The organism is Winogradskyella epiphytica, assembly GCF_003217215.1.
Lineage (GTDB): Bacteria > Bacteroidota > Bacteroidia > Flavobacteriales > Flavobacteriaceae > Winogradskyella > Winogradskyella epiphytica.
Genome location: NZ_QJTD01000001.1, coordinates 945,883 through 965,253 on the forward strand (window position 1 = coordinate 945,883; position 19,371 = coordinate 965,253).

A 19,371-nucleotide genomic window follows, 5' to 3' on the forward strand; every position below is an offset into this window, starting at 1 on the left:
TATATGGCTACATCTTCAAAAACCTTTAAGTCAAGAGTTTTAAGAGCAACAAAACGTAAATGGGTCAAGTGGTCCATTAGTGTATTGATTGCGGTCATTTTATTTTTCGTAGGATTATACATAAGTATATATTTAGGAGCCTTTGGTAAACTTCCAACTAAAGAAGTTTTGAGTTCTATAATCCAAGAGGAAGCGACTCAAGTATTAGATAAAGATTCTAAATTAATAGGGAAGTTTTATATCTACGATAGGCAACCTGTGAAATTTGAAGATTTTCCTAAGCATCTCATTAATGCTTTAATAGCTACTGAAGATTCTAGATTTTATGAGCATGACGGTATAGACAATATCAGTTTAATGCGCGTATTCGTAAAAAACTTAATTCTGCAAGATAAATCAGCAGGAGGAGGAAGTACCATTACGCTTCAATTAGCTAAAAATCTATATGGAAGGAAGAATTATGCATTTTTTAGCATGCTCATCAATAAGTTTAAAGAATCTATAATAGCTAAACGCATTGAAGAGGTATATTCAAAGGAGGAAATACTAACCTTGTATCTTAATACGGTGCCATTTTCAGATAATACATATGGTATTGAAAGTGCGTCACGAAAATTCTTTAACTTATCTGTTTCTGATATTTCTATTCATCAGGCAGCGACTTTAGTAGGTACTTTAAAAGCGAATACCTATTACAATCCAAGAATTCATGAGGAACGTAGTAAAGGCCGAAGAAACGTTGTGCTTAATCAAATGGTGACTTATGGTTACCTTTCAAAAGATTCATTAAAATATTATAGCAATAAAGAGCTTAAATTAGATTACCGTTCATTTAATCACGACTTAGGTTTAGCGCCGTATTTTAGAGCAGAAGTTAAAAAACAACTAGCTTCAATATTAGATACTTTAAAGATGCCAAATGGTGAGTCTTATGATCTTTATAAGGACGGATTGATTGTTCATACTACTTTAGATTATAAGATGCAGGAATTAGCGGAAGCTGCTATGAAGGAACATATGACCCTACTTCAAGCTGATTTTGAAAAAGCCTATGGAAAAAACTCACCATGGGAAACCAATTCAATACTTATAAAAAGCGCTATTAACAACTTGCCTCAGGTAAAGGCTTATAAGGAAAAAGGACTAACGGATAAGCAAATCGACGATTCCTTGAAGGTGAAAAGACTTGTAGATTTATTTAGTTGGAAAGGTGATACTGTACAAAAAATATCCACTATTGATAGTTTAAAACACCACCTCAAATTTTTAAATACAGGAATGCTGTCTGTGGAGCCAAGTACTGGAGCCGTTCGAACCTATATAGGTGGCATTGATTATAGGTATTTTAAATACGATCATATTTCGCAAAGTGAAAGGCAGGTGGGTTCAACTTTCAAACCTTTTGTATATACCGCAGCTATAGAAAACGGCATGGATCCTTGTACCTATTTTTCACTAAACAAGGTCACTTATACCAATTATGATAATTGGACACCAAGTAATTCGGGTAGTAGTGAGGAGGACCCCTATATCAATTATACTTTAGAAAAAGCCTTAAGTAATTCTATTAATACCATTGCGGTTAAAGTTCTAGAAGAGGTTGGAATTCCAAAGGTTATAGAACAAGTGGAAAGAATGGGCATTTCAAAAGAACTGCCTAACCAACCATCCTTAGCTTTAGGTGTCGCTGAAATTAACTTGAGAGATTTAACAGGAGCATTCTCGAGTTATCTCAATAAAGGAAGAGCTGTTAAAGCCTATTATATTACGAAAATTGAAGATAAACATGGAAATGTTATCGCTTCATTTGAGCCAGAGATATCAGAAAAGGAAGCTTTCAGTGATTACACAAGACAAGTACTTTTAGAAATGATGAAATCGACCGTAAATAATGGTACAGCGTCTAGGCTAAGAAGTACGTATGGGTTGAAAAATGAAATAGCCGGTAAAACAGGAACCACTCAGAATAATAAAGACGGCTGGTTTGTTGGCTTAACTCCGAATTTAGCGACTATCACTTGGGTTGGTAATGATAATCATGCCATTGGATTTAAGTCGACAGGATTAGGTCAAGGTGCCAATTCAGCCTTACCAATTTTCGCTAAGTTTTATCAGAAGTTAAATAGTGATTCTGAATTTAATTCAATTACGAGAGCTAAGTTCGAAAGGCCGTCACAAAAAGTCTTGGACGATTTAGATTGCGAAGACACTAAACGCGATGGATTCTTTAAACGCCTTTTTAAGAAAAAAGAGAAAAAGAAGAAGTTTAATTAAACTCAGTATTAAGCATAAAAAAACCTGTCTAAAATACTATCTAGACAGGTTTTTACTTGGATGAGAGCCTCTTATTAGAAGTTATAGCTCATACCAATTGTATAATAAGTCTGTAATTTATTATCAGCATCTTTTAAATCAACAGCTTGGTAATTAGCCGCTTCTTGTTTGTTGCTTCTTAAACCAAAGTCAAAACCAACACCTATCATCTTCCATAACTTGTAGCTAAATGAGTTTGTCCACGTAAAGTTTGATAAGTCGCTATCTTCATAACTTTGGAAAGTAGAGAAGTTAGATTTAAAGTTGATGGCACCAATTTGTCTTGTATAATCTGCAACAATTTTCGCACCTGCAGAAGATTCGAAAGCAGCATCATTTTTAGCAAAAACGAAGTTATAATTTAATGGGTGAATAACTACCACTAAATTACTTGTAGGAGTCCATGTCGCACCAACACCTAAATCTAAAAACCCAGGATCGTTAAAGTTATCTAAAAGTGTAGTTCTATAATCAGCTAAACCAGAAATAGCCCAAGTTTTGCTAATGTTTCTTCCGTAAAGCGAAGAGATATTAAAAACATCGGTTCCAGTTCTAAAGCTATCATCATCATTCGGATCGTCTTTATCATCAAATTTTGTCCAAGCTAAATTTGTAGTTAAAGAGTTTCTCCAGAAATATTTATCTTCAATTTTGTTGGCAAATGCATTAAAAGTAATACCAATATTACCAGAACTATTATTAGGAGTTCCTTGACCATACCAATTGTTAAAGTTAGATAAGCTACCACCAATTGTTCCAAATGCGCCAATTCTCCAACCTGGTAAAGCGTCTATTTGCGCTTGAATAGCGTTAGCTTCACTTTGAAACTTATCTGCTTCGGCTTGCTTTTCAGCTTTTTGAGCTTTTAATTCTTCTTTCGTTTGCGCAAAACTAAAAGCTATAGCAAACATAAAGAATGCGGATAAAATTAATTTTTTGTTGATCATAATTTTTAAATTTTAATAATTTAAAGTTGTTATTAATTTGCAAATATAAGTGTTTGTTGACTTCTGCTAAATATCTATTTAAAAGAGGCCACATTGATTAAGACCCATGAAAGTCTAAGAAGTCACAAATAATTTTGATTAGCGCCTTTTGTACAAAGGAACTGAAGAACAGGCTTCGCCAAACATGATAGATTTTGCGATGGGTTTTAATTTTTGAGATAATAAAACCAAGGCATTAGCAGGTACTGGTTTATGGGAACAACCTTTGATGATGACGGGTAAATCTCTATAAACTTCAAGGTCTAATTCTGAAATAATTGAAGTGTAAATTATAGATTCCAAATCCACTAAAGACCCTGTGATAGTTAATTTTGCATAGTCTTGTAGCTCCATAGAAATGAGCATATAAGCCCAATCTGGAACAATGGCGTCCGTGGAACAGTATAAGGCCACATAGCAATCTTGATATTGCGACCAATCATGAGCTGCCACCTGCGCTCTAAAGTCTTTCTCGCGGAGTACTAAGCCTTCCATTAACCAATCTTTTATATCAAAAAGAATGCGGTTACCTGCAGGATAATAATCCTCTAAATCTACAACCTTGAGTTTGCTATTTGCTACTCTATTTATAATCTCATCTGCCATGTTACAAAGGTAATTAATTTACTGATAGCCTTCAGCCTGAAGCGTAAACAATTCGGCGTATAAAGACTGATTTTCCATGAGTTCCTCGTGGGTTCCAATCTCTGTGATTTTGCCATGCTCAAGAACCAAAATTCTATCAGCCTGTCGCACTGTACTAAATCTATGTGATATGATAATGCTGGTTTTTCCTTCTGTTAATCCTATAAATCTTTCAAAAACCTCACTTTCTGCTCTAGCGTCTAATGCTGAAGTCGGTTCGTCTAATATCATCACTTCGGCATTTTTCATATAAGCTCTTGCCAAGGCCACTTTTTGCCACTGACCACCAGATAATTCTTGACCATTAGTGAAACGTTTACCTAATTGCTGATTGTAACCATCTTTTAATTCGGCTATAACATCATCGGCTAAACTTTGTATTGCAGCAGTTTCAATTTTTTGTTGATTATCAATTTCTTCGATGTCGCCAATGGCTATGTTTTCTCTAACGGTAAATTCATATTTAAAGAAATCTTGAAAAATCACACCAAAATACTCTTGATATTCCGCAAGATTAAATCGATTGATGTTTGTACCATCTAGCAAAATCTCACCAGAGGTCGGTTCGTAAAAACGCAATAACAATTTTACCAATGTGGTTTTTCCAGCACCATTCTGTCCCACAAAAGCTAGTTTTTCTCCTGCTTTAATTTTAAAGCTAATGCCTTTTAAAATTTCAGTTTCTGAATTTGGATAGGCAAAGCGTACATCTTTAAATTCAAAACCATATTGAATTTTCTTTGGTAGTGGCATATCTTCCTTGGCTTTAGGAACAATAGAAATATCTGTAAAGTCGAAGTAGTCCTTGAGGTATAATGCACTTTCTGATATTCGCGTGAATTTGGAAAAGAAATCTTGAAGGTTTCGCATTAATCGGTTAAATGAACCTGATAAGAACGTTAATTCTCCAAGGGTAATGGCTCCTGAAAGCACACGATATATAATGAAAACATAAGCACCGTAATAACTTAAAGAACCCAAAACATTGAATAGAAAACCTAAAGCGGAACGTTTAATCGCTAAAGTTTTGTTGAGTTGGTAATATTCTTCAGACAGGTTTTTAAATCGGTCTACAATAAAGTCAGTTAAGCCAAAAAGTTTAATTTCTTTAGCTGTTTTGTCATTGGCTCCAATAAAACGCAAGTAATCGAGTTCGCGTCGTTCTGAAGTCCAGCTTCGTGCTAAGGAATACTGTTGTTGACTAAATCGAACTTCGTTAATAAAGGATGGAATAATACTAAGGACTAATAATATAATGAGGTAGGGTTCAAAATATATTAAACCAGCGACAAGTGTCGCAATTGAAATGGTACTTTGGGCTTGACCTAATACGTTAGACATAAGTCCAACACGACCTGAAGTTTGAGTTCTTGCGCGTTCAAGCTTATCATAAAACTCCGAATCTTCTAATAAACCAATATTTATCTGATTCGTTTTTTTAATAATAGTAATCGAGGTGGCAATATTATATTCATCACCAAGTAAACCATCAGTTAAGGATATTGCTCTACTAATTAAGTCGCTTAGAATAATTAAGGCAAACTCAGCAGCAACATAGGTCCAAAGAGAAGTGTAATCAGGGTTATCTAATGAAACTTGTAATATAATTTCATCAATAATAAGTTTTCCAACCCATAAGATGATTACAGGAAGTAAGGCTCCAATAAGCCTACAGAACGCTGATACTAAAAACAGCTTTTTATTAACACTCCATATTTCTCTAAAAAACCTCGGAATGTAAACTAGAGCGTTAAAGGACGATTTTATGTTTGTTTTCTTATCGTCTTTTATGGATGTAGGTCTACGTCTGGCCATGGTTTAATCAGAGCATACCAAGCTCCAATCTAGCTTCTTCACTCATTAATTCTTGGCTCCATGGTGGATCGAATGTAATTTCGACTTCCGCATTTTTAACCTCGTTAATCGATTTTACTTTTTCTTCCACCTCTAATGGTAAAGTTTCAGCCACTGGACAGTTTGGTGTGGTTAAAGTCATTAATATTTTTACCTCTAAATCTTCGTTGACAAAAACATCGTAGATTAGTCCTAATTCGTAAATGTCTACAGGAATTTCAGGGTCATAGATGGTTTTTATGACTCTTAAAATTTTTTCTCCTAGTACAACTGTATCTATTTTAGTATCGCTCATTTTTATAAAGTTTTTAGTTTATAGGTTTTAGATGCAGGTGATAAATCACTAACATCTACACTGTACCTACGAAACTTAGTTCAATTGTGTTTGGTATGCAATGGCATACATTTTTAATTGCTTTATCATGCTTACAAGCCCGTTAGCTCTTGTTGGTGATAAATGCTCTTTTAATCCTATTTTATCTATAAAATCGGTGTTCGCTTCAATAATATCCTTTGGATGTTGATCAGAAAACACACGAATCAATATAGCGATAATTCCTTTAGTAATTATAGCGTCACTATCGGCAGTAAAGTTCACCTTGTCATCAACCATATCAGCATGTACCCAAACTTTACTTTGGCAGCCTTTAATGATATTATCCTCCGTTTTATATTTGTCTTCAATAAGTGGTAATGATTTACCTAAGTCTATCATGTATTGGTAACGTTCTTCCCAATCTTCAAACATTGAAAATTCATCTATTATCTCTTCTTGTACTTCTTGAATCGTCATAGTGTGTTGCTTTTATGCAAAATTACAAAATCGCTATTGTTTTAATGTATTTTCTTTTATGGATAACACTTTATTAACTAATGCGTCTATCTCTGTAGGTGGATTGCCATGATCAAAAGTTGGAGACATGTATTCTATATCACCAATTTGAATAGCTAAAGTTGCATGGGCAGCACCATCAAATTGATGTTGCGTAGAGGGTACATTCAAATTCTGAAATGTCTCTAAATCTACCTTTTCAATTAACGCATTTAATCCGTCCCAATCTTTTTGATTAATACTGTGTTTATCTAACTTCTGAAGACTTTGATCATTAGAAGTTATAATTTCAGAACTTGAAATAAGAATAAAATCAAAACTACCTCTTGTTAAAGCTTGGTACTTAATAGAAGTTCCACTTGTATTACTCTTTGCGGCTGGACGTTGAGAAACCATTTCAGCTTTACTAGCTTTAATAAGTATCGTAGATTTACCTGAAAGCGATAATATGGAATCATCAATAGAAAATGAATCTACTATACCTAAGGCTTTTAGAATATGGTCTTCTATGGTCATAGCGTCACCATGACATAGTTTTTTGGATGCGCCAACATTGTTCAACAATAAGGAATTGTTGTCTATTGAATACGCTCCGAAAAATTGATTACAACCTGCAAATCCTGAAAATTGATTGGTACTTTCATCAAAGGTGATGGCTAACTTATGCTTAGACACATCATTATTGCCTACATGAGTGATAAAGTAAGTACCAGAAAGTGTTTCTTCTTTTTGCATCTTCTGATTTGAGTCTATGGTCTTTTTAGTCGAATCACAAGCTGTGACCGCTAATAATAGTGTGAATAGGCTGAGTAGTAATTTCATGTGTATATTATTTAACCATTAAATTACACATTTAGTGCCAAACTCAGGATAGCATCATTACAGCTTTTTTTAATGCTGTGATAAATGTGTCAATTTCGTCCTTGGTATTATAAAACATAAACGATGCTCGTATAGTGCCAGGAATCTTATAGAAATCCATAATAGGTTGAGCACAGTGGTGTCCCGTTCGCACCGCAATTCCCATTTTGTCTAAAATAGTACCAATATCGTAGGGGTGAATATCATTGACATTAAAAGAAATTACAGAAGTTTTTTCTTTAGCCGTACCATATATTTTTACACCCTCGATCTTCTCAAGTTGCTCTGTAGCATAAACTAGAAGTTCATTTTCGTACTCCGCAATAGCATCAAATCCTAAGTTATTCATATAATCTAATGCGGCACCAAATGCAATTCCTCCAGAAATATTCGGTGTTCCTGCTTCGAATTTGTGTGGTAAACCTGCGTAAGTGGTTTTTTCAAAAGAAACCTCCGCTATCATTTCTCCGCCACCTTGATATGGTGGTAATTTTTTCAACCACTCTTCTTTCCCGTAAAGCATTCCAACACCTGTTGGTCCGCAAATTTTATGAGCAGAACAAACATAGAAATCGACATCTAAAGCTTGAACATCTGGTTTTAAATGTGGACAAGACTGAGCGCCATCTACTAGAACAGCTGCTCCCGCCTTATGGGCTTTTTCAATAATATATTCTATAGGGTTTATAGTTCCTAAAGCGTTTGAAATATGGTTTACGAACACCAATTTGGTATGCTCATTTAGAAGGCCATCAAATTCTGAAAGAATAAGCTCACCTTTTTCATTCATAGGAATAACTTTTAAAGTCGCTCCTGTGCGCTCACAAAGCATCTGCCAAGGGACAATATTGCTATGATGTTCTAAAGCCGAAACTATAATTTCATCACCCTTTTTTAAGAGGGATGAAAATCCATTAGCCACTAAATTAATACCGTGTGTTGTACCAGCAGTATAAATAATCTCGTGACTATGCTTAGCATTAAAATGCTTCTGTATTTTTATTCGTGCTTGCTCGTAAGCATCAGTAGCCTCTTGACTTAAACTATGAACACCTCTGTGGATATTAGCATTGTAGTTTGTATAATAATCTACAATAACATCTATGACTTGTTGAGGGGTTTGTGAGGTTGCTGCATTGTCAAAATAGATTAAAGCCTTACCATTAACCTTACGATGAAGGATTGGGAAGTCTTTTCTTATTTCTTGGATATTAAGCATGATAATAATTTAAAATAATGTAGAAATAGTATTTAAAAATATAACAGCATATATAGACAATGATGCAACAACGACTCCTAATTTATAAAGTCCTTTTTTATAATCTCCGGTCAACAAATCAATAGTCGTTAGAAATATAAGAAACAGTGAAATTATAAGTAGGGCAGTGGATGCTAAACCAAAAAAGGTTAATATGAAACCTTCAAAAAATCCGTTCTTAAAATAAAGTTCTAAGATTCCTGATACTAAGGCAATACCTAAAATTACCGCAATAATTTTAATAAATAATTTTAAAGGTAATTTTAAAATGTCTACCATAAATTATAAGTCAAACCCAGTACTCACACCCAACTTATCAGCAATAATTTTGGTGATTCTCTGTTTAATTTCAGGAATTTTAACCGATTCTAATACCGTATTACTAAAGGCAAACATTAATAGTGCTTTAGCTTCTTTTTCAGGAATACCTCTAGAACGTAAATAAAACATCGCGCTTTCATCTAACTGACCAATAGTACAACCATGAGAACATTTTACATCATCTGCAAAAATTTCAAGCTGAGGTTTTGTATTGATACTTGCTTTATCGCTTAACAAAATGTTATTATTAGCTTGGAAAGCATTCGTCTTTTGGGCTAATTTTTCAACAAGGACTTTTCCGTTAAAAACACCCGTTGAGTTGTCTGAGTAAATCCCCTTATAATCTTGGTGGCTTTCACAGTTAGGTTCAATATGGTGAACTAAAGTATTGTGATCTACATGTTGTTTATCGCCTATAATAGTCACACCTTTCATTGTAGAATCGATACGTTCTCCGTTTTGGTAGAAATTTAGATTGTTTCGAGTTAATTTTCCACCGAAAGAAAACGTATGAACTTTAGCTAAACTTTCTTGCTTTTGATTAACAAAAGTATTGTCTATTAAAGTAGCACTCTGTCTGTCATTCTGAATTTTGTAATAATCTACAATAGCACGTTTATTGGCGAAAATCTCTGTAACACTATTTGTTAAAACAGGGTTATCTGTTAAACTCTGATGACGTTCAATAATTTGAACATGTGCATTTTCGTTAACAATGATTAAGTTTCTAGGCTGCAACATTGTAGCCGCTTCATTTCCTGTCGAAAAGTGTATAATTTGAATAGGCTTCTCAACCACTTTATTCTTGGGAATATTGATATAAGCACCTTCGTAAGAAAACGCTGTGTTCAATGACGACAAACTATCTTTACCAGCAATTTTATTGAAATAATTATCAATAATCATCTTGTATTTAGGCTTTGTTAATGCCGATGACATTAAGCAAACATCTAAACCATCATGTGTTGTTTGAGATAGGTGTGATGCATATTTACCATCAATAAAGATAATTTTGTAGGCATCGATATCATGAATGAAATATTTCTTTACATCTTTAAATTCCAGATCATTTTCGTGCTTTGGGAACACGCTATAATCATGCTTTAAAATTGAATTTAAGGATGTGTACTTCCATTCTTCTTGACGCTTAGTAGGAAATCCTTCAGCCTCAAAAGTTTTTATAGCTTCAGTACGAATATCATGGACAGAAGAGTGCACATCTACCGTGTCCTCAAAAGCCATAAATGACGATACTAATTTTTCTTTTAAATTCATGTGTTTAAGTCTTCAGTAATCAGTCTTCGATACGCTGAAAATTAACGTTTCAAAATTGATTACTATTTTAATATTAAAAAAGGATGAGTGTCTGAGTAAACAATTAAACAGGTTAGTGTTTAAGAATTTATACGCCTACTTCTTCCTTAATCCAATCGTAACCTTGAGCTTCTAATTTGTGAGCTAATTCCTTAGTTCCAGATTTTACGATTTTACCATCGTGTAACACGTGAACAAAGTCTGGAACGATATAATCTAATAAACGCTGGTAGTGGGTAATTACAATAACCGCATTGTCTTTAGATTTTAATTTATTAACACCGTTAGCAACAATACGAAGCGCATCGATATCTAATCCTGAATCCGTTTCATCAAGTATAGCTAACTTAGGCTCTAACATAGCCATTTGGAAAATCTCGTTACGTTTCTTTTCACCACCTGAAAAACCTTCGTTTAAAGAACGAGATAAAAATTTACGATCAATTTCTAACATTTCAGATTTCTCACGAATCATTTTCAACATATCCTTACCTGGCATATCCTCTAAACCTTTCGCTTTGCGAGTTTCGTTGATAGCTGTTCTAATAAAGTTAGTTACACTAACTCCAGGAATTTCTACTGGATACTGAAATGAAAGGAAAATACCTTTGTGTGCACGCTCTTCAGCAGCTAATTCGTCGATATCTTCTTCGTCTAAGAATATAGAACCTTGAGTTACATCATATTCTTCTTTACCAGCAATTACAGATGCTAAGGTACTTTTACCAGAACCGTTAGGTCCCATTATTGCATGCACTTCGCCTGCATTAACTTCGAGATTGATACCCTTTAATATTGCTTTTCCTTCTACACTTGCGTGTAAGTCATTTATCTTTAACATAATCTTATTTTGCTAATTTTATAACGTCTTTTGTTTCTGGGTCAGGTGCTTCCACCTTTAAAATTTCTTTAATTTCTACTTTAAACTGCCAACCTTCTTCGTTTTCGTCTTTTTCAAACTTTCGAACACGAACGGTTACAGGCACCATATCTGTAGCTTCTTTTTTAAATGCTTGCGCTTCCTTATCTAAAGCATGCATTTGCTCATCGATTACTACACCGTAAATTTCAGTTGGTGTTTGGATAACAGCAGCATCCGCATAATAAACGAAGTCACCTTTAATAGTTATGAGACCATCATTTTGATCGTATGATTTTGAACGATTTTCCTCAAGGCTAACTTCTTGTTTGCCTTCATTTTTACAAGCCACTAGCACTAAGGCTAAAATGATAATGAGACTGTTTTTTATCATATTACTTATTTACTAATAAAAACTTAGTGAAATATTTTATCCAACACTTCCTTCTAAACTGATTTCTAGTAACTTCTGAGCTTCTACAGCAAACTCCATTGGTAACTTATTAAGAACCTCTTTGCTAAATCCATTTACAATAAGTGCAATGGCTTTTTCAGTATCTATTCCTCTTTGGTTACAATAGAAAATTTGGTCTTCACCAATTTTACTTGTGGTTGCTTCGTGCTCCACCATGGCGCTTTTATTTTTCGCTTCGATATAAGGGAAGGTATGTGCACCACAATCATTACCCATTAATAAACTATCACATTGTGAAAAGTTACGAGCGTTTTCTGCACGAGAATTAATTTGTACTAATCCTCTATATGAGTTTTGCGACTTACCTGCCGAAATACCTTTAGATATAATCGTTGATTTTGTATTCTTACCTAAGTGAATCATCTTAGTACCTGTATCGGCTTGTTGATGATTATTAGTAACTGCAATCGAATAAAATTCACCAACCGAATTATCGCCTTTCAAAATACAAGATGGATATTTCCATGTTACTGCAGATCCAGTTTCAACTTGAGTCCATGAAATTTTTGCATTTTTCTCACAGATACCACGTTTGGTTACAAAGTTGTAAACACCACCTTTTCCTTCAGCACTTCCTGGGAACCAGTTTTGAACCGTTGAATATTTTATTTCAGCATCGTCTAAAGCAATTAATTCTACAACAGCAGCATGAAGTTGGTTTTCGTCACGGCTAGGAGCAGTACAACCTTCTAAATAAGAAACGTAACTACCTTCATCGGCAACAACCAATGTTCTTTCAAACTGACCGGTGTTTGCTTGGTTAATTCTGAAATATGTTGATAATTCCATTGGGCAACGAACGCCTTTTGGAATATAGCAGAAAGAGCCATCACTAAATACTGCAGAGTTTAAGGCCGCATAAAAGTTGTCTTTCTGTGGAACAACTGTTCCTATATATTTTCTAACTAATTCTGGATGTTCTTTAATAGCATCAGACATACTCATAAAAATGATGCCTTTTTCGCTTAATGTCTTTTTGAAAGTTGTTGCAACAGAAACAGAATCAATAACAACATCCATTGCAACACCTGCAAGCGCTTTTTGCTCGTCTAATGAAATCCCTAATTTATCAAAGGTTGCTAAAAGCTCAGGGTCTACTTCATCGAGACTGTCGTATTTTGGTTTTGTATTTGGCGCTGAATAATAAGAAATAGCTTGAAAATCTGGCTTTTCATATTTAACATTTGCCCACTCCGGTTCAATCATTTCTTTCCAAGCTTTAAAAGCTTCAAGACGCCACTCAGTCATCCATTCTGGCTCTTCTTTTTTCTTAGAAATTGCAATTACAACCTCTTCATTTAGGCCAACAGGAAACGTATCAGACTCAATATCTGTATAAAAACCGTATTCGTATTCCTTGGTTTTTAACTCTTCTCTTAAATCGTCTTCAGTATATTTACTCATAATTTCTTCAAAATTTTAAGATTCTTTCCTCTTTGGAAAGATTAGATAGGGTTACAGAGAAAAACTTTCTCCGCATCCACATGTGCGATTAGCATTTGGATTGTTAAAGACAAATCCAGTTCCGTTTAACCCACCTGAATATTCTAAGGTAGTGCCTATAAGGTACAGGAAGCTCTTTTTGTCCACAATAATTTTGATATCATTGTCTTCAAAAACTTTATCGCTCTCAGTTTGATTTTTGTCAAACTGTAAATCGTAAGACAAACCAGAACAGCCTCCACTTTTCACACCTACTCTTACATAATGTGTAAATGGGTCAAAGCCATCATCTGTCATAAGTTCTATAACCTTCTTCTTTGCTTGTTCAGATACTTTAATCATATTCTTTAAGTAGATTAGTTCTAAATAGAATGCAAATATACAATATAAGAAAGGTATAACCATAGCTAGTAACATTATATTAGCATATGATTATATAGGGTGAAGTTATAAATGTTATCCCGATTGAAATCGGGAATTAAATACTCACTTTTAATTTAGGAATTCGTCGGTTAAGACGATAGAATTCTTGTAGAGTATCTTTAATTTGTGAGTTGGAAATGGTGTGATTTTCGAAATTTCCTTGTTGATCCGTTATAACTACCACATCACAGTGTGAACAGGTTAGCTCTGCAGTCTGATCTATATTAGTCTTAGATCTAACATAGTTGTGTCCAAATATAGCACAAGGCAATATTTTGTCTGAGGAGTTTTTCATTAAGTTAGTAGGTTTAGGGGCTACGAAATTATGAAACTGTATGGAACTGGAATATAATTAGTTGGTTTTTCGATGAAATACATAAAATTGAAAGATTTTCGTACTTAGAAATTGCACCAACTGATGAGGTAAAAGAAAATTGACTAGATGAACCTAATATTTTGAGAGACGCACAAGGAGTTTAATTTATAAAAGTTTGATGAGATTCCTTAAATTTGTGCAAGGAACTAAATAAGATTAGTAAAGTGCTCTTATATCAGAAAAGCACAATATTTTTGCAATATGATTGAAGATAAAAACCCACAGCGAACTCCATTGAGTGAATTAGGAGAATTTAAATTGATTGAGCATTTAACGGATCATTTTAAAATAACTCAAAAATCAACGATTAAAGGAATTGGTGATGATGCAGCCGTACTTAATTTTGGTAAAAAACAAGTTGTTGTTTCTACCGATTTACTCATAGAAGGTGTGCATTTCGATTTGAGTTATGCGCCTTTAAAACACTTGGGCTATAAGGCTATGGTGGTTAATTTGTCCGATATTTATGCGATGAACGCTATGGCAACACAAGTAACTGTTTCTATTGCTGTATCTAATCGTTTTCCGCTAGAGGCTCTTGAGGAATTATATGCAGGTATCACAACTGCAGCAAAAATTTATAATGTCGATGTGGTTGGTGGAGATACAACATCATCTACTTCTGGATTAATTATTTCTGTAACTGCAATTGGTGAAGTAGAAAAAGGTAATGAAGTATTGAGATCTGGGGCAAAACCAAATGATCTATTAGTAGTTACTGGTGATGTTGGTGGTGCTTATATGGGCTTACAAGTCCTTGAACGTGAAAAGGAAGTGTTCAAAGTTAATCCTCATAACCAACCAGACTTATCAATGTACACTTATATTATAGAGCGACAGTTAAAACCTGAAGCACGTAAAGATATTGTGGCGTTATTAAAAGAATTGGATGTGAAACCAACAAGTATGATAGATGTAAGTGACGGCATTTCTTCTGAAGTTATTCATTTATGTAAGCATAGCAAGGTTGGTGTAGATTTGTATGAAAATAAATTACCGTTAGATCCTCAAGTTATTACTACTTGTGAAGAATTTAATTTAGATAGTACTACAATTGCACTTAATGGTGGAGAAGATTACGAATTACTAATGACCATCTCTCAGGAGGATTTTCCAAAAATAAAAGGGAATCCAAATTTAACCGTAATAGGATATATGACTGAAGAAGATAGAGGAATGCATTTAGTAACTAGAGCTGATCAAAAAATTCCAATAATTGCAAAAGGCTGGAATGCATTAAATCAACAAGAATAAAGTTTATTGAATGCTATAATAATCACTTCATTGAATTAAAATGTCGTGTAAATGAAGCGTTACTTATAACAATTATTAGTAAGCTGGTGAATTGTTCGATTTACGTTGTGAACGCATCATTCTCCCGTTGTAAAGGCGCTCTAAAGCATAATTAATTTCTTGGCGTTTTGGAGTTAATTCGGTTAAGGTCCCGTTGCTATTCGTCGTTAATTGTTTTTTACAGCACTTACAAGTGTATTCGCTCACGTGGTTGGTTACTTTTTTGGTCACACGATAATTATGTCCAAATAAGTCGCAAATTAGTTTAGTTGGTGTCATAGTAGGATGGTTTACAATATCACTATTAATTTCTGAGATAAATTTATATAAAAAAGATTAACAAAACGTTAAAGGGGTGTATTATTCGTTGAATTGCAATAAATTGTAAGTTAATTCTGATTTGTTTTCAATATGACTCATGTGACCTTCCGAAAATTCTACATATTCTATATCTGTATCCTTAATTTGACTAATTATTTTCTCACCATCAATTAAATTGTCCTTTTTTCCAATGATAATTAATTTTTTACCTTTTATGCCATTAAATACTATAAAGCGATTCGGTCTTAAGGTCATTCCTTCTTGTGCAGCAATATAACCTTGTACTGGAGTTTTAAGTGCTATTTCTAGTGCAGCGTCAAATTCGGTTTTAAACTTATCCTTATTTTCTGGAGCAAATAGATTTGCGAATGACATTTTTACTAAAGGTTCATAATGTGATTTAGCCATTTCAGCAGCGCGAGATCTAATTTGTTTTCTTTCATTGTCGTCGGCTTCGTAGGTGGAATTCATCAAACATAATCCTTTAAAAAGATTTGGATGATTTTCGGCCAAAGCTAGAGCGACATAGCCGCCCATAGAATGTCCCACAAAATTTGCTTTTTTAATCTTGAGCTCAGCTAAAACCGTGAAAACGGCATCGGCCATATCTTTCATTCTATGAATATAACCTAAGCACCCCGTTTTTCCATGTCCTAATAAATCAATACAAACGACTTGATGTTTTTTAGTTAACTCAGGAACTAAATTATGCCACATTTCAAGAGATTCAAGAAATCCATGAAGCAAAACAATGGTTTCTCCTTTGCCTTCAACTGTATAGTGAATACTACTATTTTTATAATCTAAAGTCATAATGACAAAGATAAAGTTTGAAATTATTATGTCCCACTAATCATTATAACATTTTAGTATCTTTGAGTCTTCAAACTAAATTCAATATTTAATGTTCTTAAGACAATTATTTACTTCAGCTTTTATTATTTCTGCATTACTCTTAAATGCGCAAATTGAAGAAAAACAATTAGACAACCTTATACAAGAAACTCTTACAACTTTTGATGTTCCTGGTATATCCGTCGGAATCATTAAAGATGGCGAAATAGTGTATTCTAAAGGGCACGGCTTACGTTCATTAACGAACCAAAAAGACATGAACGATGAAACTATGGTTGGAGTCGCTTCAAACAGTAAAGGATTTACATGTTTCGCTTTAGCTATGATGGTTGATGAGGGTAAGTTGAATTGGGACGATAAAGTGAGGCAACATATTCCGGAGTTTAAATTACATGATGCTTGGGTGACTGAAGAATTTACCGTTAGAGATTTGGTGACACACCGAAGTGGATTAGGTTTAGGCGCAGGGGATTTAATGTTTTTTCCTGAAGGCAACGACTTTACGGTTGAAGATGTAATTTCTAATGTGCGTTACTTAGAGCCTGAAAGTTCATTTAGAAGCGAATTTCAGTACAACAATAATATGTACATCATCGCAGGAGAGGTTTTAAAACGTGTGAGCGGTTTATCTTGGGAAGAGTTTATTGAAAATAAAATTATGAAGCCGGTAGGCATGGTAAACAGTAAGGCATCTTATAACCGTGTGTCTGATAGATCTAATATTATAGATGCACATGCTATGACTGAAGGAAAAGTAGTTCAGATTCCTCATGATTGGAGTGCAATTGCAAATCCTGCAGGTGGAATTATGAGTAATGTTACCGATATGTTGACTTGGGCAGAATTCTTAATGAATGATGCGGTAACTAAAGACGGCGAGCGTTTATTGAGTGAGAAACAATTTCATGAATTATGGCAACTACAAACGCCTTTACGAGTGGGTAAAGAAGATGTTTATAATTCAAACTTTAGAGGTTATGGTTTAGGTTGGTTTGTAACTGATGTTAAAGGTGGTTACAAGCAAGTGTATCATACAGGTGGTTTATTAGGAACAGTGACACAGTTTACTTTGATTCCAGATTTAGACTTAGGTATTGTGGTGCTAACCAATCAAATGAACGGAATGGCATTTAACACCGTAACTAACACCATTAAAGATTCTTATCTAGGTTATGAAAACCGAAATTGGTTAGATAAATACGGAACGAGAAATGCTAATTATATCAAATACAACGACAGTATAAAAGCTGCGGTTTATACAAAGGTTAAAGACGCTAAAAAACTTAAAAGCTTGCCTAAGCCAGAGCAGATTGTTGGGACTTATAAAGACGACTGGTTTGGCGATGTTGTTATAACACATGATGAAAAAAAGGGATATACTATAAAAAGCAAACGTTCATCGCGATTATTCGGTGAGTTATTGCCTTTAAATGCTTCAACTTTTGTTGCCAAATGGAATGACAGAAGTTATGATGCAGATGTTTATGTGCAATTTACATTTAACGAAAAAGCTGAGGCAGTTTCGGCAACAATGAAATACATTGCGCCAATTACAGATTTTAGTTTCGATTTTCATGATTTGGAACTAAAGAAAATCAATTAGGTGAATATTCAGCAAAAAGAACTTTTAATCACCAGTTTTGCCTTGTTTTCATTGTTTTTTGGAGCAGGCAATCTGTTGTTACCACCTTTATTAGGCTATAATGCAGGTGAAGATTGGATTTGGGTAACCATAGGTTTTATGATTACTGCTGTGGTGATTCCGATATTTGGAATATTGGCACACGCAAGATTGCAAGGAACCTTATATGATTTCGGAAAGAAGGTATCGCCAACTTTTAGCTTTATTTATTGCATTTTAATTTATGCGATTGCTGTGGCAATTCCCTCACCGAGAACGGCAGCGGCAACTCATGAAATTGCTGTATTTCCAACATTTGGTTCGTCTCCATTACTTACAAGTGCTATTTATTTTTCATTGGTATTGGTTTTTGTACTAAACCGGTCAAAGATTCTTAACCTCATTGGAAAGTTTCTAACGCCATTTATTGTTATTATGTTATTGGCGGTAATTTGCATCGGATTATTTTCTTCTGAATACAGTACAGGATTAGCGCAATTTGAAACACCATTAGCTACGGGAATTTTAGAAGGCTATCAAACCTTTGATGCTATTGCAGCAGTGGTTGTAGGAGCCGTTATAATTATATCTTTGAATTTTAAAAATATGGCTGTTGAGGCCTATGGTTCAAAACGAATTTTAATTCGGAAATCAGGATTTATCGCAGGCTTTGGTTTGTTTATTATTTATGCCGGACTCATTTCAGTAGGGGCTTATTATGGTTCACAAATTAGTATTGATGCCGAATTGAGTAATGATATGCAGCGTGCTAAATTGTTACGAGGTATAAGTATTGCTTCTCTAGGAGAATTCGGAAATACGGTATTAAGTGTACTTATTTCATTAGCCTGTTTTACTACTGCCATTGGAATTATAGCTGGAACAGCAGATTATTTTAAAGGCCTGTTTAAAGATTCTCAAAAGGTATATGTGATTAGCGCTATTTTATCTTGTGTTGTCGGCGTAGTCGTTGGGCAGTTAGATTTTAACTCGATTATTATAGTCGCTCTTCCTGTATTACTATTTATTTACCCAATTACTATTGTCTTAATTTTATTGAATGTCTTACCTGAAAAGTTAGCTACTCCTTTAGTGTTTAGAGCTGTAGTTATTACAACCTTTATATTTAGCATTCCGGACGTCATAGGGTTTATAAGTCCTATGGAAGAGTTAGATGCCTTTGTTGAAGATATTCCATTCTCAAATCAAAGCTTAGGTTGGGTTTTACCGGCACTCATAGCCTTTTTGATTTGTGTCTTATGGCAAAAAAGAAAAAAGTCTCAGATTAAAGAGTGATGTTGAGATTTAATTTTAAAACAAA

The 19,371-nt window shown here is 34.2% G+C and carries 20 protein-coding genes; 4 read left to right on the forward strand and 16 right to left on the reverse strand.

The genetic code is table 11. The annotated features are described in order from the left end of the window. The first annotated feature begins 3 nt into the window (after window positions 1-3). Entirely contained in the window at window positions 4-2,274 is a 2,271-nt protein-coding gene (locus DFQ11_RS04155; protein WP_110474543.1) for a transglycosylase domain-containing protein, read from the forward strand. Window positions 2,275-2,348: 74 nt separating this feature from the next. Here DFQ11_RS04155 and DFQ11_RS04160 read toward each other — a convergent pair whose 3' ends face one another. The 14 genes from DFQ11_RS04160 to DFQ11_RS15100 all read right to left on the reverse strand — a co-directional run bounded on the left by DFQ11_RS04160 (window position 2,349) and on the right by DFQ11_RS15100 (window position 13,879). Next, window positions 2,349-3,260 (reverse strand): DUF3078 domain-containing protein, encoded by a 912-nt coding sequence (locus DFQ11_RS04160; RefSeq protein WP_229791235.1) that lies wholly within the window; start codon window positions 3,258-3,260, stop codon window positions 2,349-2,351. A gap of 138 nt (window positions 3,261-3,398) precedes the next feature. Beyond that, window positions 3,399-3,905, reverse strand: coding sequence for a DUF2480 family protein (locus tag DFQ11_RS04165; RefSeq protein ID WP_110474545.1), 507 nt, complete (start codon window positions 3,903-3,905; stop codon window positions 3,399-3,401). A gap of 18 nt (window positions 3,906-3,923) precedes the next feature. Next, window positions 3,924-5,759 (reverse strand): ABC transporter ATP-binding protein, encoded by a 1,836-nt coding sequence (locus DFQ11_RS04170; protein ID WP_110474547.1) that lies wholly within the window; start codon window positions 5,757-5,759, stop codon window positions 3,924-3,926. Between the two features lie 7 nt (window positions 5,760-5,766). Continuing rightward, the gene (locus DFQ11_RS04175; protein WP_110474549.1) at window positions 5,767-6,093 is read right to left on the reverse strand and encodes an iron-sulfur cluster assembly protein; all 327 of its coding nucleotides are present in this window, start codon (window positions 6,091-6,093) and stop codon (window positions 5,767-5,769) included. Window positions 6,094-6,168: 75 nt separating this feature from the next. After that, window positions 6,169-6,591, reverse strand: coding sequence for a SufE family protein (locus tag DFQ11_RS04180; RefSeq protein ID WP_110474551.1), 423 nt, complete (start codon window positions 6,589-6,591; stop codon window positions 6,169-6,171). Window positions 6,592-6,624: 33 nt separating this feature from the next. After that, the gene (locus DFQ11_RS04185; RefSeq protein WP_110474553.1) at window positions 6,625-7,452 is read right to left on the reverse strand and encodes an META domain-containing protein; all 828 of its coding nucleotides are present in this window, start codon (window positions 7,450-7,452) and stop codon (window positions 6,625-6,627) included. Between the two features lie 43 nt (window positions 7,453-7,495). Then, window positions 7,496-8,710: an aminotransferase class V-fold PLP-dependent enzyme gene (locus DFQ11_RS04190; RefSeq protein WP_110474555.1), complete on the reverse strand. Its 1,215-nt coding sequence runs from the start codon at window positions 8,708-8,710 to the stop codon at window positions 7,496-7,498. 9 nt (window positions 8,711-8,719) lie between these two features. Continuing rightward, window positions 8,720-9,028 (reverse strand): hypothetical protein, encoded by a 309-nt coding sequence (locus DFQ11_RS04195; protein WP_110474557.1) that lies wholly within the window; start codon window positions 9,026-9,028, stop codon window positions 8,720-8,722. 3 nt (window positions 9,029-9,031) lie between these two features. Further along, on the reverse strand, window positions 9,032-10,345 hold the full coding sequence (gene sufD / locus DFQ11_RS04200; RefSeq protein ID WP_110474559.1) for a Fe-S cluster assembly protein SufD: 1,314 nt from the start codon (window positions 10,343-10,345) through the stop codon (window positions 9,032-9,034). Window positions 10,346-10,472: 127 nt separating this feature from the next. After that, window positions 10,473-11,225 carry a Fe-S cluster assembly ATPase SufC gene (gene sufC / locus DFQ11_RS04205; protein WP_110474561.1) on the reverse strand — a complete coding sequence of 251 codons (753 nt, stop codon included), beginning with the start codon at window positions 11,223-11,225 and terminating at the stop codon, window positions 10,473-10,475. Window positions 11,226-11,229: 4 nt separating this feature from the next. Beyond that, entirely contained in the window at window positions 11,230-11,637 is a 408-nt protein-coding gene (locus DFQ11_RS04210) for a hypothetical protein (protein WP_110474562.1), read from the reverse strand. A gap of 36 nt (window positions 11,638-11,673) precedes the next feature. Beyond that, window positions 11,674-13,122 carry a Fe-S cluster assembly protein SufB gene (gene sufB, locus DFQ11_RS04215; protein ID WP_110474564.1) on the reverse strand — a complete coding sequence of 483 codons (1,449 nt, stop codon included), beginning with the start codon at window positions 13,120-13,122 and terminating at the stop codon, window positions 11,674-11,676. Between the two features lie 51 nt (window positions 13,123-13,173). Beyond that, window positions 13,174-13,503, reverse strand: a complete 330-nt coding sequence (locus tag DFQ11_RS04220; RefSeq protein WP_110474565.1) for a HesB/IscA family protein — start codon at window positions 13,501-13,503, stop codon at window positions 13,174-13,176. A 136-nt stretch (window positions 13,504-13,639) separates the two neighbouring features. Next, complete coding sequence (locus DFQ11_RS15100; protein WP_146221499.1) at window positions 13,640-13,879, reverse strand: hypothetical protein; 240 nt, start codon at window positions 13,877-13,879, stop codon at window positions 13,640-13,642. Window positions 13,880-14,161: 282 nt separating this feature from the next. Between DFQ11_RS15100 and thiL the strand changes: the two genes are divergently transcribed. Further along, window positions 14,162-15,214: a thiamine-phosphate kinase gene (thiL, locus tag DFQ11_RS04225; RefSeq protein ID WP_110474567.1), complete on the forward strand. Its 1,053-nt coding sequence runs from the start codon at window positions 14,162-14,164 to the stop codon at window positions 15,212-15,214. Between the two features lie 75 nt (window positions 15,215-15,289). Here the strand turns inward: thiL and DFQ11_RS04230 are convergent, their stop codons facing one another. Together DFQ11_RS04230 and DFQ11_RS04235 are read right to left on the reverse strand one after the other, a co-directional pair. Next, the gene (locus tag DFQ11_RS04230) at window positions 15,290-15,532 is read right to left on the reverse strand and encodes a DUF1660 family phage protein (protein WP_110474569.1); all 243 of its coding nucleotides are present in this window, start codon (window positions 15,530-15,532) and stop codon (window positions 15,290-15,292) included. Between the two features lie 81 nt (window positions 15,533-15,613). Beyond that, the gene (locus DFQ11_RS04235) at window positions 15,614-16,387 is read right to left on the reverse strand and encodes an alpha/beta fold hydrolase (protein ID WP_110474571.1); all 774 of its coding nucleotides are present in this window, start codon (window positions 16,385-16,387) and stop codon (window positions 15,614-15,616) included. Between the two features lie 91 nt (window positions 16,388-16,478). Between DFQ11_RS04235 and DFQ11_RS04240 the strand changes: the two genes are divergently transcribed. Together DFQ11_RS04240 and DFQ11_RS04245 are read left to right on the forward strand one after the other, a co-directional pair. After that, entirely contained in the window at window positions 16,479-18,032 is a 1,554-nt protein-coding gene (locus tag DFQ11_RS04240; protein ID WP_110474573.1) for a serine hydrolase, read from the forward strand. Further along, window positions 18,033-19,346 carry a branched-chain amino acid transport system II carrier protein gene (locus DFQ11_RS04245; protein ID WP_110474575.1) on the forward strand — a complete coding sequence of 438 codons (1,314 nt, stop codon included), beginning with the start codon at window positions 18,033-18,035 and terminating at the stop codon, window positions 19,344-19,346. Window positions 19,347-19,371: the final 25 nt, after the last annotated feature.